The organism is Pedobacter sp. FW305-3-2-15-E-R2A2, assembly GCF_038446955.1.
Taxonomy (GTDB): domain Bacteria; phylum Bacteroidota; class Bacteroidia; order Sphingobacteriales; family Sphingobacteriaceae; genus Pedobacter.
On record NZ_CP151803.1, the window covers coordinates 1,871,740 to 1,885,962 of the forward strand.

The 14,223-nt window shown below is 41.6% G+C and carries 12 protein-coding genes; 9 read left to right on the top strand and 3 right to left on the bottom strand.

What is annotated here, in order from left to right; translation table 11 throughout:
* The first annotated feature begins 6 nt into the window (after positions 1-6).
* The 3 genes from AAFF35_RS07790 to AAFF35_RS07800 all read left to right on the top strand — a co-directional run bounded on the left by AAFF35_RS07790 (position 7) and on the right by AAFF35_RS07800 (position 4,419).
* Positions 7-3,177, top strand: a complete 3,171-nt coding sequence (locus AAFF35_RS07790; RefSeq protein ID WP_342331863.1) for a DUF6443 domain-containing protein — start codon at positions 7-9, stop codon at positions 3,175-3,177.
* Positions 3,174-3,728 carry a hypothetical protein gene (locus AAFF35_RS07795; protein ID WP_342331864.1) on the top strand — a complete coding sequence of 185 codons (555 nt, stop codon included), beginning with the start codon at positions 3,174-3,176 and terminating at the stop codon, positions 3,726-3,728. The genes AAFF35_RS07790 and AAFF35_RS07795 overlap by 4 nt, the downstream gene beginning before the upstream one ends.
* A 232-nt stretch (positions 3,729-3,960) precedes the next feature.
* The gene (locus AAFF35_RS07800) at positions 3,961-4,419 is read left to right on the top strand and encodes a hypothetical protein (RefSeq protein ID WP_342331865.1); all 459 of its coding nucleotides are present in this window, start codon (positions 3,961-3,963) and stop codon (positions 4,417-4,419) included.
* 168 nt (positions 4,420-4,587) lie between these two features.
* Here the strand turns inward: AAFF35_RS07800 and AAFF35_RS07805 are convergent, their stop codons facing one another.
* Positions 4,588-4,800, bottom strand: a complete 213-nt coding sequence (locus AAFF35_RS07805) for a hypothetical protein (RefSeq protein ID WP_069380494.1) — start codon at positions 4,798-4,800, stop codon at positions 4,588-4,590.
* 211 nt (positions 4,801-5,011) lie between these two features.
* On the opposite strand from AAFF35_RS07805, the gene AAFF35_RS07810 reads away from it, so the two are divergent.
* Both AAFF35_RS07810 and AAFF35_RS07815 read left to right on the top strand, forming a co-directional pair.
* A complete protein-coding gene (locus tag AAFF35_RS07810; protein ID WP_342331866.1) occupies positions 5,012-5,578 on the top strand; it encodes a sigma-70 family RNA polymerase sigma factor in 567 nt (188 codons plus the stop codon).
* A gap of 7 nt (positions 5,579-5,585) precedes the next feature.
* Positions 5,586-6,683, top strand: a complete 1,098-nt coding sequence (locus tag AAFF35_RS07815) for a serine protease (protein ID WP_342331867.1) — start codon at positions 5,586-5,588, stop codon at positions 6,681-6,683.
* 72 nt (positions 6,684-6,755) lie between these two features.
* On the opposite strand, the gene AAFF35_RS07820 is transcribed toward AAFF35_RS07815, so the two are convergent.
* Entirely contained in the window at positions 6,756-7,436 is a 681-nt protein-coding gene (locus tag AAFF35_RS07820) for a winged helix-turn-helix domain-containing protein (protein ID WP_342331868.1), read from the bottom strand.
* A 65-nt stretch (positions 7,437-7,501) separates the two neighbouring features.
* On the opposite strand from AAFF35_RS07820, the gene AAFF35_RS07825 reads away from it, so the two are divergent.
* The 4 genes from AAFF35_RS07825 (at position 7,502) to AAFF35_RS07840 (ending at position 11,176) form a co-directional block, all read left to right on the top strand.
* Entirely contained in the window at positions 7,502-8,824 is a 1,323-nt protein-coding gene (locus AAFF35_RS07825) for an alpha/beta fold hydrolase (RefSeq protein ID WP_342331869.1), read from the top strand.
* 125 nt (positions 8,825-8,949) lie between these two features.
* Positions 8,950-9,897, top strand: a complete 948-nt coding sequence (locus AAFF35_RS07830; RefSeq protein ID WP_342331870.1) for a DUF72 domain-containing protein — start codon at positions 8,950-8,952, stop codon at positions 9,895-9,897.
* Positions 9,898-9,949: 52 nt separating this feature from the next.
* A complete protein-coding gene (locus tag AAFF35_RS07835) occupies positions 9,950-10,585 on the top strand; it encodes a peroxiredoxin (RefSeq protein ID WP_342331871.1) in 636 nt (211 codons plus the stop codon).
* Between the two features lie 69 nt (positions 10,586-10,654).
* Complete coding sequence (locus AAFF35_RS07840) at positions 10,655-11,176, top strand: MepB family protein (RefSeq protein ID WP_342331872.1); 522 nt, start codon at positions 10,655-10,657, stop codon at positions 11,174-11,176.
* 22 nt (positions 11,177-11,198) lie between these two features.
* Here the strand turns inward: AAFF35_RS07840 and AAFF35_RS07845 are convergent, their stop codons facing one another.
* Positions 11,199-14,204 carry a DUF2723 domain-containing protein gene (locus tag AAFF35_RS07845; protein WP_342331873.1) on the bottom strand — a complete coding sequence of 1,002 codons (3,006 nt, stop codon included), beginning with the start codon at positions 14,202-14,204 and terminating at the stop codon, positions 11,199-11,201.
* Positions 14,205-14,223: the final 19 nt, after the last annotated feature.

Consider the following 14,223-nt stretch of genomic DNA (forward strand, 5'->3'; position numbering starts at 1 on the left):
TCCACCATGAAATACATTTCCATATTCAGGATGCTGTTAATGGTTTTAATGGCTCCTTTATTTACCCAGGCCCAGTCAGCCGATCAGAATTATGTGAAAACGGCTAAAGTGCTGATCAGCGGAATAACCACAGAAACTGCGCTTAACGCAGTCATCTCTGATAAAACCAAGGCAAGGGTGGGTGTTGCCTACCTGGACGGGCTTGGGCGTCCCTTACAGAATGTCCAGTACCAGGGCAGTCCACTAGGAAAGGATATGATCCAGCCTTTTGCCTATGATAATTACGGGCGTGAAGTAAAGAAATACCTTTCCTACACGGATAACGGAACTTCCACCGGTAATTACCGGGCTGCAGCAATCAGCAGTCAGCAATCATTTTACAACAGCCCGCCTTCCGGTGTAATCAGTATTCCCTCAGGATCAGGACAGGTCGCTTATTCGGAAACCAAATTCGAAGCTTCTCCGCTGGACCGGGTACAGCAGGAAGGCTTTCCGGGGGGAGACTGGAAGATTGGCGGGACGCATACTTTTCGCAAAGGCTATGCTGCTAATGCAGTTAATGATGTGAGAAAATGGGTCGTAACCAGTAATGGCGCTACCGGAAGTACCTATTATCCAAAGGCGAGGTTATATGTGGATACCCTGACGGATGAAAACGGGAACAAGACGATGGAGTATAAAGACTACCAGGGAAGGGTAGTGCTAAAACGGCTTCAAAATGGGGGCAGTTTCCTGAATACTTATTACGTCTATGATGAACTCAGCAACCTCCGTTATGTGATTCCACCGGGATTTACGGCAACCAGCTTTGTTGAAAGTGATGCAGGATTTGACCAATTCATCTATGCTTACCGGTATAACGGAAAAAGACTGGTGACCGAGAAGAAGATCCCGGGGAAAGGCTGGGAGTTCTTTGTGTACAACAAGACGGGCAGGTTGGTGATGAGCCAGGACGCCATGCAGCGGTCCATTTCTCCCCAGCAGTGGACGGTCTTTAAATACGATAATACCGGAAGGCAGGTGATGACCGGGATTTACGATCATACCGGAAGTACGCCCAATACCGCTTACCGCAGTACACAACAGGCCGCTGTGGATGCAGATCCCGATTTGTGGGAAACCCGGATTGCCACAGGCACAGGGTATACGGCAAATACTTATCCATCGGTACTCAGCCAGACCTTACTGATCAGTTATTATAACAATTATACCATCCCGGGGAAGACCAGTACTTACAATGCCACCCAGACGGTCACCAGCCGTACCCAAGGGCTGGCTACGGGAAGTAAGGTGAATATCCTGGGCACTTCGACAATGCTGCTGACGGTGAATTATTATGACGAACGGGGGAGGTTGAAGGAAAGTATCAGCGATCACCAGCTTGGAGGAACGGACCGGGTGGTGAATACCTGGAACTTTGCTGATGAACTGACGGCCAGTACCCGGACACATACCAGCAGCGGGGGCAGTGTGACCGTTGCCATGCGTTATGAATATGACCACGCCGGAAGGAAAACCAAAACTTATGAAAAGATCAATACCGATGCCGAGGTTTTGCTTTCAGAATTGGGTTATAACGAACTGGGACAGTTGCTCAGCAAAAAACTGAATAATGGTCTGCACACGACCACCATGTCCTACAACTCCAGGGGATGGCTGACAGGGAAAAGTGCAGCACTCTTTGCCATGCAGCTGAAATACAACGATGGGACTACACCAAGGTATAACGGAGACATTACCGGGCAGCTCTGGGGAACACCGGGAAGCCTGACGAAGAACTACACTTATAATTACGATCAGCTGAACCGGCTGCTGTCAGGGATCTCCGGTACAGGAAATGACGAAAAGAACATCAGCTATGATGCGATGGGAAATATCCTGACACTGACCAGGGACAATGGTACCGCCCAAACTTACAGTTATAATGGAAACAGGCTGAGCAGTGTGAGTGGTGGGGTCAGCAGGACTTACACCTATGATTTAAATGGGAATGTACTAACCGATGGCACCAATACCTTTACCTACAACTACCTGAACCTGCCAAAGACGGTAAGCGGAGGAACTCCAATTACCTATACCTATGATGCTGCCGGAAGAAAACTTAGGACTGTAAACACCGGTGTAACAACAGATTATATTGATGGTATTCATTACACTTCAGGGGTAATAGATTTCATTCAGACCGAAGAAGGAAGGGCAAGGAAGAGTGGGGCCAGCTACCTGTATGAGTATAACCTTCAGGACCATCTGGGGAATACCCGTCTGAGCTTTGACATCTACAGCGGGGCAGCAAGGGATGTGCAGCATGATGATTATTATCCTTTTGGAAAGACGTTTAACAGCTACCTGCTGGGGGCAAAAAATAATTATCTTTATAATGGCAAGGAGTTGCAGGGAGGATTGGGACAGTACGATTACGGGGCGAGGTTCTACGATCCGGTGATAGGAAGGTGGATTGTGGTTGATGCGTTGGCTGAGAAGTCAAGACGATGGTCTCCATATAATTATGCAATCAACAATCCGATCAGATTTATTGATCCTGATGGTAAGGAAATATATAATTATTGGTGGGGAATATCTTATACTGGAGAAGATGCAAGGTTCGCTTTAACTGCGCTCCAGGAACAGTATAGACAAACAGGATCTCTAAAGATCCATTATGTAACTGAGGCACTAACTCCTGATATATACAGACATACTTTGAATTCACTTAGAAAAGGCAAACCAGCAATTTTACACTATGATAGTGATAAAAAGCGACAAGCGAGGAGGAGACGTGAGGCGACAGGATTATACCCGTCAAGATTTTCTGAAGGCTTAGTAAAAGATGAATATCCTTATGCCTCGACCTTTGAGGGAGGATTAGGTGCAGATGTTGCTTATGTACCTAAAGATCAAAATGAGAGACAAGGTTATGCGGAACTTGGGCCTTTGTACATGACAATGAAGCAAGGTGAAGCTTTTTTAGTATTGCCAGTTCCAAAAGACAAAGAACCTGATGCAGAAAGAAAACCAGTTACAGTGCCTTTTCCATTGCCAGCTCCTCGTCCAGTACCAGCTCTAAAACCATTATGGAATGGAATAATGAGAATGTTGCTTCCAATTTTTGATCCAACGTTATTAAATGATTTTAATAAATACAATCGAGATACTAACCGTAATAACATGGAATTATGAAACCAAATAGATTTTTCTACACTTTGATTGTTATTGCTATATTTCAATCGTGTGGCTTATATAAAAACAAAAATACAATGAAATATAAATTTGATTTTCAAACACAATACAGTGGTTTTTACTTAACAAGTGATAATGGCAAAATAGCGTTAACACCGGGAGCATTGGAGTGGCCCAAGGAGGAGTCTGAGGGGCGGTTAATACAAGCTAAAAACACATTAATAGTTAAAACGGGAAGCTATGGGCACATTAGAGGAGAAATGGCCTTTCTGAATATGAAAAGAGAAGAAATAGACTATGATAAATACGATCATATAGTTGAAGCGGGCTTAGATGTACATACTGGTGAGATTCAGATTTTAGATTGTCCAAATTCTCACGTTGAATTTAAAAAAAGAATAAAACCTGGAATTTACGGTGTAAGAGTTTACTCTTCTGGATTAAAAACAAGTGATTTTAGCGAGCAAGAAGGAGATGATCGTTATTTGATAGAGATATGGCCAGATAGTACAACGAAATGGAATGTGTTAAAGCAGTATTCAGGATATTGATTGAGGATTATATTTTAAATATAGTTAACAGAAATACCTGTGTTATAGGGGATACTGTCGATAAAAGTATCATGACAATCTCACTTCCAATATTTGATCATACATTGTTAAATGACTTCGAAAGGTATAATCAAAATTGAAATAATGCAGAGTTATAATGATATACGATACTAAATTTATTTTATTATTATTTATTTTTCAGTCATGCGGTTATTTAAACTTGAGAATTAAGATGAATTATCCATTTAATTTCTATACAGAATACCACCAATTTTATATCCAGGATAAAACTTCAGAGGGAAGAACTGATTCTGACGATTTTTGGACTAAAATGGCTAACAGCGATAGGTTAGCAATGGAAGATGGAATTATTGGTATTGCAACAGAATGCTACGGACCAGTTAAAGGTGAGTTAATTGTTTTGGATTCAGTAAATAATCAATACGATCCTAACTTATATGACCATGTTGTTGAGGGAGGGGTTGAGTTAAAGTCTGGGAGTTTACAAGTTGTAGGCTGCCTGGATTTTAATAATGAACTAGAAATTAAGTTAAAACCAGGTAAATACAGAATTAGAGTGTATTCTTCAAATCTGGATAGTGTTGTCGGAGATAAGGGAGATGATTTTTATAAGATTGAAATATGGCCGAGTAATCTATTAGAAAGAAAAGTGTTAAAAAGGTATCAGTGAGATTAGATAGCAAAATTGAGATAACTAGAGCAGTACGATTATGGGGGAAAGTTATATGATCCGATGATTGGGAGGTAGAATATAGTAGACCCACTCGCAGAGTATAGGTGAATAACAAAAAAGGCGCTGGAAATTTCCAGCGCCTTTTTTGTTATAAGTTTATTCAGCTTATTTTTTTACAGTGTCAACAGCAACTGTAGTAGTTTTAACAGTAGTGTCTTTTACAGTTGAATCAACAACGTTAGTATCAACAGTAGTAACAACTGCACCTGAATCAGTTAAAGTAGTATCAGTTGATTCACCTTTTTTTTCTGATGAACAAGCTGCTACTGATAAAGAGATTGCTAAAGCTACAAAGCCAAATTTAAATGCGTTTTTCATTCTAATTCTATTTTAAATAATTAATTAATTTTGCTGATTAATACGGGAAAGATTAAAAGGTAACCCATCAATCTGAAAAAAAAATAAAAATATTTTTATTGACGTTTTGGGTTACTGTTGACGTTAATACTGTATTAAGTGGTGGATGAGAAAAAAGTAAATTTTTTTTGGCTATCATTGGGTTACCATTCACGTATAAATGTATTAATTGGTGAGTAATAAGTTAAGCAGTTCAGTTCCAACAGATAGAGAGGTAGTTTTAGGGATACTAAATGACTCAGAAGATGCGCTAAATAAGTTGTACACGGGGTATTTCCCGATGATTTTACAGTTTATTTTAAATAATAACGGTGGTGAAGATGATGCAAAAGACGTGTATCAGGAAGGAATCATCGTTTTATATAATAAAATAAAAGGCGGAAATTTTGAATTGAGCAGTAAACTTAAAACCTATATATACTCAGTTTGCAGAAGAATCTGGTTGAAAAAGCTTTCACAGCAAAGCAAGAAGACCAGCAACATTTCGGACTTTGAGGATGTAATGGCAGTAGAGGTAGATGTGGAACAGCACGAAGAAAAGGACAAGCAGTTTGATAAAATGCAAGATGCACTCCTTCATTTAGGTGAACCCTGCAAAACGATTATTCAGGATTTTTACATCAACAACCTCTCGATGCAGGACATTTGCGAGAAATTTGGCTACACCAATACGGACAATGCCAAAACTCAAAAATATAAATGCTTACAGCGGTTGAAGAAGTTGTTTTTTCAAGTTTAAAGGTGATATGAGAAACGAGATTGAGTTAGAGGGTATAATTGAGGATTATTTAAATGGTAAACTTTCTGAAGCGGAAAGAACAGCATTTGAGCAGCTTCGCAAAAATGATCCAATTGTGGATCATAAAGTGGTAGCGCACAAAGTTTTTCTGGAGTCTTTAGGAAAATATGCAGAGGTATTGGATTTAAAGGCGAAGATGGACCGTGCACATGCACAGATCGACGTGGAGACTTTAACCGAAGAACTAAGACCTCATCCTTCTTTTATTATTAACATGTGGCGCAAGAATAAAGCCGCAATCGCTGTGGCCGCTTCGTTTATCTTGTTAACGATTGTAACGGTTTATTCGATCCAACAGAATACCAAACAAATTGGTAGCGTAGAACTGATGAGCAGAGAAATGGCGAAAATCAAAAATTCTCAAAGCAGCCTGATCAGAATCATCAACTCTAAGACTACACCAAATGCAACTAAGAATGTGAAACCAGCTAATTATGGCGGTACAGGATTCGCTTTAACGGCAAATGGTTACCTGCTGACCAATCTGCATGTGGTAGATGGCGCTGATTCTGTATATGTTCAGGACAATAAAGGAGATTCTTATAAGGCTAAAGTAGTGAGAACAGATTCTCAATATGACCTGGCCATCTTAAAAATAATTGACAAATCATTTAGCCCGCTGTCTAACCTTCCTTACCGATTGAAACAAAGTGGAAATGGAATGGGAGAAATCGTATATACCCTTGGTTTCCCTAAGGATGATGCAGTCTTCGGCGAAGGGTACATCAGTTCAAGAAGCGGTTATAACGGAGATACCACACAATATCAGGTATCTATTCCGGTTAATCCGGGAAATAGCGGTGGTCCTTTATTAGACCATCAGGGAAATATCATCGGAGTGATCTCTGCGAAAGAAAAACAAGTGGATGGTGCTACATTTGCCATCAAATCGAAATACATTCAGGAAGCTTTAAACTCAATTCCTAATGATTCTCTGGGTAAAAAAGTAGCCTTTAACAAAAGGAATTCTTTACAAGGCCTGAGCAGAAACAAACAGGTTGAGAAAATCCAGGATTATGTATTTATGATCAAGGTTTATAAATAGAACAGGGAAAAGAAATTGAAAACCCCGAAATGCTGAATTGTGTTTCGGGGTTTTTGTTTTAAAGACCTGCTTTTATGTGGAGATTTTAAACCTGTCGTACAATTGTTGTCGCCCTTTAGCAGTGATGACAATGGCTCTGGAACCTTTCGTCTTTCTGAAATAATCAGACAACAACATCTTTTCCAGAAAGGCGGCACCAAGTGCACCGGCAAGATGTGGTTTTCTTTCCGTCCAGTCTAAACAGGGTTTAGCAAAGATTCTGCGCGACTTTTTAAGTTCATCCGTATCGATGTCAAATTCGGAGAAAAAAGCGCTGCCTTTCTCCGTCACCAGATAAGTTTTTCCTTCCTGTTCAATGAATTTTTGTTGAATAAATTCTGCGGTGAGTAAAACACCTACTTCACCTGCCAGATGATCGTAGCAGGTCCTGCAATGTTTTATCGCTGCATTGCTGGTATTGCCAACGATTTTTCTATGTTTTTCGTCTGGAATAAGATTGCCAATGGCTTCAATCGCATAAGCAACTTCTGGTCGGGAGAAACGATAATATTTATGTCTTCCCTGTGGTTCAGCCACCAGTAAATTGGCTTGCAGCAATTTGCCCAGGTGCATGCTCATGTTTTGTGGAGAGGTATCTGCACAGATGGCCAGTTCAGTGGCAGTATAAGCCCTGCCATCCAGTAGCGTCCACAGTATTTTTGTGCGTACCGGATCGCCAATCAGAGAGGTAATATAAGCAATCTCTTGTTTCATTTGATTACAGCTATAGTTAAGTACAGAATGAAGTGTGGAAGGTAATGATTTCTCAACTTTGTTTAATGAATGATGATGAAATTTTAAGAACAGAGAGCCATTTCGCTCCGTTAAAAATCGCCCTGCGGTACAAAGCAGCAAAGACAACCTCCAACGACTACGCGGTATTGATGCTGCATGGCTCTTCTTTTCCTTCGGCACAGTCTTTTGGATTCCGAATGAATAATTATTCCTGGATGGACCATTTGACTGAAAATGGCTATGAGGTCTATGCACTGGATTTTTTAGGTTATGGAAATGCCGACCGGTATCCTGAGATCGAAGAGAACGCGGCTGCAGGGGAGCTTTTAGGAAGAGCTGCAGCGCTTTATAAAGATGTAGATCAAGCTGTTGACCTCATTCTTAAAAGAACGGGGAAATCAAAAGTATATTTGATCGGTCATTCCTGGGGCGCTTCTGTTGCAGTGCTTTATGCGACAAAATTTCCGGATAAGCTTTCCCGTCTGGTACTGTTTGCAGCGATTACAGAAAGGGCCGCGACAACAGACCCCCTTATCATTAAGCATCGCTATGAGCGGATGACTGCAAGCGCGCGGATTGAGGCGATGAAATCTTTAACTCCTGAAGACGAAGCTTGTCGCCTGGAACCGGAAATATTCGGGACCTGGGAAGATTTATGGGAAGGGCATTTTCCTTCGGGTCCCTTACAGGATATGGAAGACCTGCTGCATGGCCAGGCTTATTATCGCCCTGCTGAGCTCCGCATCCCTGTTTTGCTGATCAGGGGGGAATGGGATCAGTATCCGAATGCTGCTGATGCAGAAAAACTCTTCTCTGCGATGAAGCAATCTCCTCAAAAAAAATATGTAGTCATTGAAAAAGGAACACATGTGATGCATTTGGAGAAAAGCCGTTATCAATTGTATGAAGAAACACTTCATTTCTTACAATCAGGGATGGCGAAGAAAGCGTCGAACGAACATGCGCTTGCTGTGATTTTTGAGGTTATTCCTGCTGATGGTTTTAAAGAAACCTATTTAGACCTGGCTTTACAGCTTAAGCCGGAATTGGAGAAAATAAAAGGCTTTATTTCTATCGAGCGGTTTCAAAGCATTTATCAACCTGAAAAAATATTGTCCTTGTCATTTTGGGAAAGCGAAACAGCCATTCAGGAATGGAGAAGCCTGGATGCACACCGGGAAACGCAATCCAAAGGAAGAAATGGGGTATTTAAGGATTACCGGCTGAGGATTGCTCAGGTGCGGAGAGATTACGGGATGTTCCAGCGGGAGGAAGCGCCTGAAGACAGCAAAACCTATCATCAGCAAAAGCCGGATAAAAGAACTGAAACCATCATAAGCATACCGCTTACAAAAAACAATGAATAATATGCTTATGATAGCTTCATAACCGATAAAAAGTAAATATATACTGATGAAAATAATTAAACAATTCCTGAAATTTCATAGTTTTACAGATAGCAATTCGCTGGCTTTATTTAAATAAAAACAATATGGATTTTGGAAAGGTTTCCGATGAGGAGCTTAAAACAGTAGATTTCAGCTTGCCCGAAGATGGTGAACAAACCCGTAAAACGCTGAAAGGTAAGGCGTCGTCAAAGCAGTCTGAATGCTATGTAGGCTGTGCCAAATGGGGGAGGAAGGAATGGGTAAATATGATCTATCCGCCTAAAACCAAGGAAGCCAATTTTCTGGATGAGTATGTGAAACACTTCAATTCCATCGAGCTGAATGCCGTATTTTATAGTATCCCTAACCAGGACCTGATCCGGAAATGGAAGGAAAAAGCAGAGGCAAATTCCAATAATAACTTTCTGTTTTGTCCTAAGTTCTCCAGAACCATCAGCCATATCAAAAGGCTTAAAGGTGCGGAGGAGCCGACAGATCTTTTCCTGGCGAACATCTCTGAATTTGGAAAATACCTTGGGCCATGTTTTTTGCAGATGGGCGATAATTTTGGCCCTAAGAATATTGATGTGCTGGAAGAATTCTTAAAATACCTGCCCACAGATCTTTCGGTATTTGTCGAGTTGAGGCATGCAGAGTGGTTCTCTATAGCGGAAAACCGAAGCCGTCTTTTTGAAATGCTGGCAAAGCTGAATAAAGGAGCAGTGATTACCGATGCCAGTGGCAGAAGAGATTGCGTTCATATGGAATTGAGTACTCCGGAGATCTTTATCCGCTTTGTAGGCAATGGACAGGAACATAAGGCCTCAGATGAAGCCAGGATTGATGAATGGGTAGCGCGGATCAAAACATGGATGGGACAGGGCCTGGAAAAGGTTTATTTCTTCCTTCATCAACATGATGAGAAAGACACCCCGATTCTGGCAAACTATACCATAAAAGCTTTTAACAAACATTTGGGAAGTCAGATCGCTGAAATTTCTTTTCTTGGCGATAAAGAGGAAGATATTACAAAACAGACACAATTATTCTAAAAAGTATACTAAATTTGTAGATATTATATTTATACCCTAAAACCACAACATTATGAGTTTAAGAATAGGGGACGCAGCTCCCAACTTTAAAGCAGATACCTCTATTGGTGAGATCGATTTTTATGAATTCTTAGGAGACAGCTGGGGTGTTTTATTCTCTCACCCTGCGGATTATACACCGGTATGTACTACCGAACTTGGTCGTACAGCTGCGTTGAAAGGTGAGTTCGAAAAAAGAAACGTGAAAGTTCTGGCCCTGAGTGTAGATTCTGCAGAATCACATAAAGGATGGATCAGTGACATTAACGAAACACAAAATACAAACGTAGAATTCCCGATCATCGCTGATGAAGATAAAAAAGTAGCAGACCTGTATGATATGATTCATCCAAATGCATCAGAAACTTTAACCGTACGCTCTTTGTTCATCATTTCCCCGGATAAAAAGGTGAAACTGATGCTGACTTATCCTGCTTCTACCGGAAGAAATTTCAATGAAGTATTGAGGGTGATCGATTCACTTCAGCTGACTGCAAATTATAGCGTTGCCACTCCGGCCGACTGGAAAGATGGCGATGATGTAGTCGTGATGAACAGCATTAAAACGGAAGATATTCCTGCTAAATTCCCTAAAGGACACAAAGTGATCAAACCTTATCTGAGAACTACACCTCAGCCAAATAAATAAGATTTATTCAATTTACACCATCACCCTGCATCAATCTGATTGGTTATTGCAGGGTTTTTATTTTATACCATGACGCTACCTCCTGATTTGCTGATCCTTAAAGAACAGGTGTTTGATCACCTCGGCTTTGAATCCAGCCCAGTAATTATCGAACCGGAAAGTGCTGAATATGGGGCTTGTTCATTTAAACTCAACGGATTGGCAGTAAGGTTTCGGGTAGCTAAGATTACCCCAACTAAAACCGGTCAGTTTGTAACACTCTGGAAGAGAAAAGGGGCAGGCCCAATCGAGCCTTATCAGGTAGCTGATGAAATTGACCTGTTCCTGGTCAGCACAAGAACAGCGCATCACTTTGGGCAATTTGTTTTTCCTAAATTGGCTTTGATTAAACATGGCATCATCAGTAATAATGGGAAAGAAGGTAAACGCGCAATTCGTGTTTATCCCCCATGGGATGTGACAACTAATAAACAGGCGATGAAAACCCAGAAATGGCAACTGGAGTATTTCATGGAAATTTCTCCCGGACAGGGCTTAGATCCTGGCTTTGCAAACAGACTTTATAATTATAAAAAAGAGGCCCTTTTATAAAAAGAGCCTCTTTTCTGCATCACTATCCGAGTGATCTTGTAAATATGCTTTCGAAGTTTTTGAACTTGTCTTTAATCTCCTTATTCAGTGCTGTTTGTTTGCTTTTCTCCGTTTCCTGATCCAGCCCATTCAAGACAGACATGCCCCATTGTATGTTTCTGAGGTAGCCGCGCTGAATATCCGGCGATAAAGAAGCGATGTAGGTCAGCTCCTGATCGAGAAAAGAAACGGTTTCTTTGGCCATCATATTCGCATGCTGCAAGTCATTCAGATGGTAAAAGATGCTGATCGCATCGAATTTGTTGAGCGTATCCCGGATTTCATAATTTCTTAGCGGAAGCTCCTTAACGCTTTTGAGCATGATCGCATGAGCAGCTTTATTTTTGCCCTCATTAATCAGGTTTGTAGCAAGGGTATTATTGGAAGACCAGGTTCCCTGAGCAATCCCGCGACTTTGTTCATCGAGAAAGCTGGCTTTATGGAAACCTGAAAAATCCATTTTATTCATCACATTCTCGTACATAACCTCGGTGTTTGTAATTTGAGATTTATCTCTGGTGTCTTTCGGATCTCTCTTTAAAGGAAGCAGGCGATAGGCGTAACTTTCCAGATAAAGATACTTGTCCAGTCCCATATAGGTGTCCTGAGAAGAACTGGCTGCAAAATAAACCGGTCTTTTCCAGTTGTTATTGATCAGGATATCATACACTGCAAGATCTGCCTTGCCGATAAACTTTTTATCGATTGTCCATTCCATGCTTGAGGTTGCTTTCTCTTTATCTTCGGCTTTGATCGTTTGTGTTTTTACCAATTGATCCGCATCTACACTCAGTTTCAGCTTTCGGCTCGGCAGGAAGTTTTCAAAAGAACCATCAGCCATTTCTATTTTATCGGCTTTATTGTCGGAAGTCAGCACCGCCATCAGGTCTTTCAGCTCTACGCTATCGGTAAAACCATAGTCAACATACGGGATATAGTCGCGAACTCCTTTTTGGTATTTCTCGCCGGGCATCGTAACCGGAAGCGGAGCGGAATTGTTGACCTGTTTTTTCAATTGATTGATGTAATCATCATCGCTTAGAAATTGCATACAAATCACCCTGACATCTGTCCGGATTCCTTCTACTTCCTGGGCATACCACATGGCAAAAGTATCATTGTCTGCATTGGTGAACAGAATGGCATTGGGTGCACAGGAATTCAGGTAATTGCGTGCCCAATCTCTGGCAGTTGTTTTCGCAGAACGGTTATGGTCGTCCCATCCCTGACTGGCCATTAATACCGGAACGGCAAGCAGGGCGACAAGGGATGCGGTGATCAGGCTTAACCTGCCGGGAGCAAATCGCTGTAATGCTTCTTTCAGCGCCAATACCCCAAATCCAATAAAGATACAGAAGGCATAAAATGAACCTACATAGGCATAGTCCCGTTCCCTTGGTTGTAAAGGATCCTGGTTGAGGTAGAGGATAATCGCCAGTCCGGTGAAAAAGAACAGCGTAGTGATCACTAAAGTGGCTTGTTTGTTCTTTCTATAAAGGAAGAAGAGTCCTGCAATCCCGAGGATCAGGGGCAGTCCATAATAAACATTGTGTCCTTCGTTGGACTGAATCGAAGGAGGCAGGTTCTTTTGTGAGCCCAGTCTTAATCCATCTAAGGGTTTGATTCCACTGATCCAGTTTCCTGCATCCAGACTTCCATTTCCCTGAATGTCGTTCTGACGGCCAACAAAGTTCCACAGGAAATACCTCATGTACATAAAGCCGACCTGATAAGAACTGAAGAAACTCAGGTTCTGCTGGAAAGTTGGGCTCTCGCCTTCTGCCATTCCCAGCCATTGCCTGTAATAGGCAGCATGTCCGTCTTTCCCACTATGGGTACGTGGGAAAAGAAGGTTTTTATCATAGTTTACTTTAAAGGATTTACCGGAAACTTCATATTGGTCTTTTCCTTTGCGGTATTCTGTTCCGGTATCCTTATAGTCTGTTTGTTTGGCATCAAAAGTTTTGCCGTACAACAGCGGGGTTTCTCCGTAATTGGTTCTGCCAAGATAGCTGTATAAAGCAAAAGGGTTGTCTGGATTGGATAGGTTGATATTGGGTTTGGCATTGGCCCTGATCAGGGTAACAAAGTAAGAACTGAAACCGAATAGTATAAATGCCAGACACAACAAGCTTAGGTTCATGTTGTATTTTCGATGCTGAATAGAATAATAGATGCCATAACTGATCGCGCCAATGAGCAAGAGGATAAAGGTCATTGCGCCATAGCCAAAGCTAAAACCAAGTGTGTTGACGAAGAAGAGGTCGAACTTAGCGGCAAACAATACCAGGTATTGCACGATCACAATTTGAACGGTCCCTACAATCAGGCAGGCCATTGCAAATGCTTTCAATGTACCCAGCCAGGTGACCTGCTTTGTTTTTTTGAAGTAATAGACCAATACAATTGCCGGAATGGTCAGTAAGCTCAGTAAATGTGCACCGATGGATAAACCGACAAGAAAGGAAATGAAAACCAGCCAGCGGTTATCCAGGTCGGCTTCCCATTTCAGGATTGCCCAGAAGACGATGGCAGTGAAGAGGGTAGAGAGGGCATAAACCTCGGCTTCTACTGCTGAAAACCAGAACGTATCGGAAAAGGTATAAGCCAATGCACCCACCACACCTGCAGAAATGACACCCAGAACTTCCAGTTTACTTTTTTCTTTTGAATAGAGTTTGGATGCCAATGCGGTAATGGTCCAATAGAGGAACATGATCGTCGCCCCGCTGAATAAAACGGAACTGAAGTTCATCCAGTAGGCAACCTTTGTGGTATCGCCCATGGCGAGAAAAGAAAATAATTTGCCGATCATCATGAACAAAGGGGCTCCTGGCTGATGTCCTACCTGCAATTTATAACTGGCGGAAATGAACTCCCCACAATCCCAGAAGCTGACGGTAGGTTCCATGGTCAGCCAGTAGACAAAACTGGCTACTCCGAAAAGAAGGAAACCAACCAGGTTATTGATTCGGCGATAATTTTTCATGATTAAAGGTTTTGATTTT

Bases quoted from the DNA above. Each gene is read 5' to 3' on its own strand.
- AAFF35_RS07825 (WP_342331869.1), top strand. From the start codon at position 7,502: ATGAATGATGATGAAATTTTAAGAACAGAGAGCCATTTCGCTCCGTTA.
- AAFF35_RS07815 (WP_342331867.1), top strand. From the start codon at position 5,586: ATGAGAAACGAGATTGAGTTAGAGGGTATAATTGAGGATTATTTAAAT.
- AAFF35_RS07795 (WP_342331864.1), top strand. From the start codon at position 3,174: ATGAAACCAAATAGATTTTTCTACACTTTGATTGTTATTGCTATATTT.
- AAFF35_RS07800 (WP_342331865.1), top strand. From the start codon at position 3,961: ATGAATTATCCATTTAATTTCTATACAGAATACCACCAATTTTATATC.
- AAFF35_RS07845 (WP_342331873.1), bottom strand. From the start codon at position 14,204: ATGAAAAATTATCGCCGAATCAATAACCTGGTTGGTTTCCTTCTTTTC.
- AAFF35_RS07805 (WP_069380494.1), bottom strand. From the start codon at position 4,800: ATGAAAAACGCATTTAAATTTGGCTTTGTAGCTTTAGCAATCTCTTTA.
- AAFF35_RS07835 (WP_342331871.1), top strand. From the start codon at position 9,950: ATGAGTTTAAGAATAGGGGACGCAGCTCCCAACTTTAAAGCAGATACC.
- AAFF35_RS07820 (WP_342331868.1), bottom strand. From the start codon at position 7,436: ATGAAACAAGAGATTGCTTATATTACCTCTCTGATTGGCGATCCGGTA.
- AAFF35_RS07790 (WP_342331863.1), top strand. From the start codon at position 7: ATGAAATACATTTCCATATTCAGGATGCTGTTAATGGTTTTAATGGCT.
- AAFF35_RS07830 (WP_342331870.1), top strand. From the start codon at position 8,950: ATGGATTTTGGAAAGGTTTCCGATGAGGAGCTTAAAACAGTAGATTTC.
- AAFF35_RS07840 (WP_342331872.1), top strand. From the start codon at position 10,655: ATGACGCTACCTCCTGATTTGCTGATCCTTAAAGAACAGGTGTTTGAT.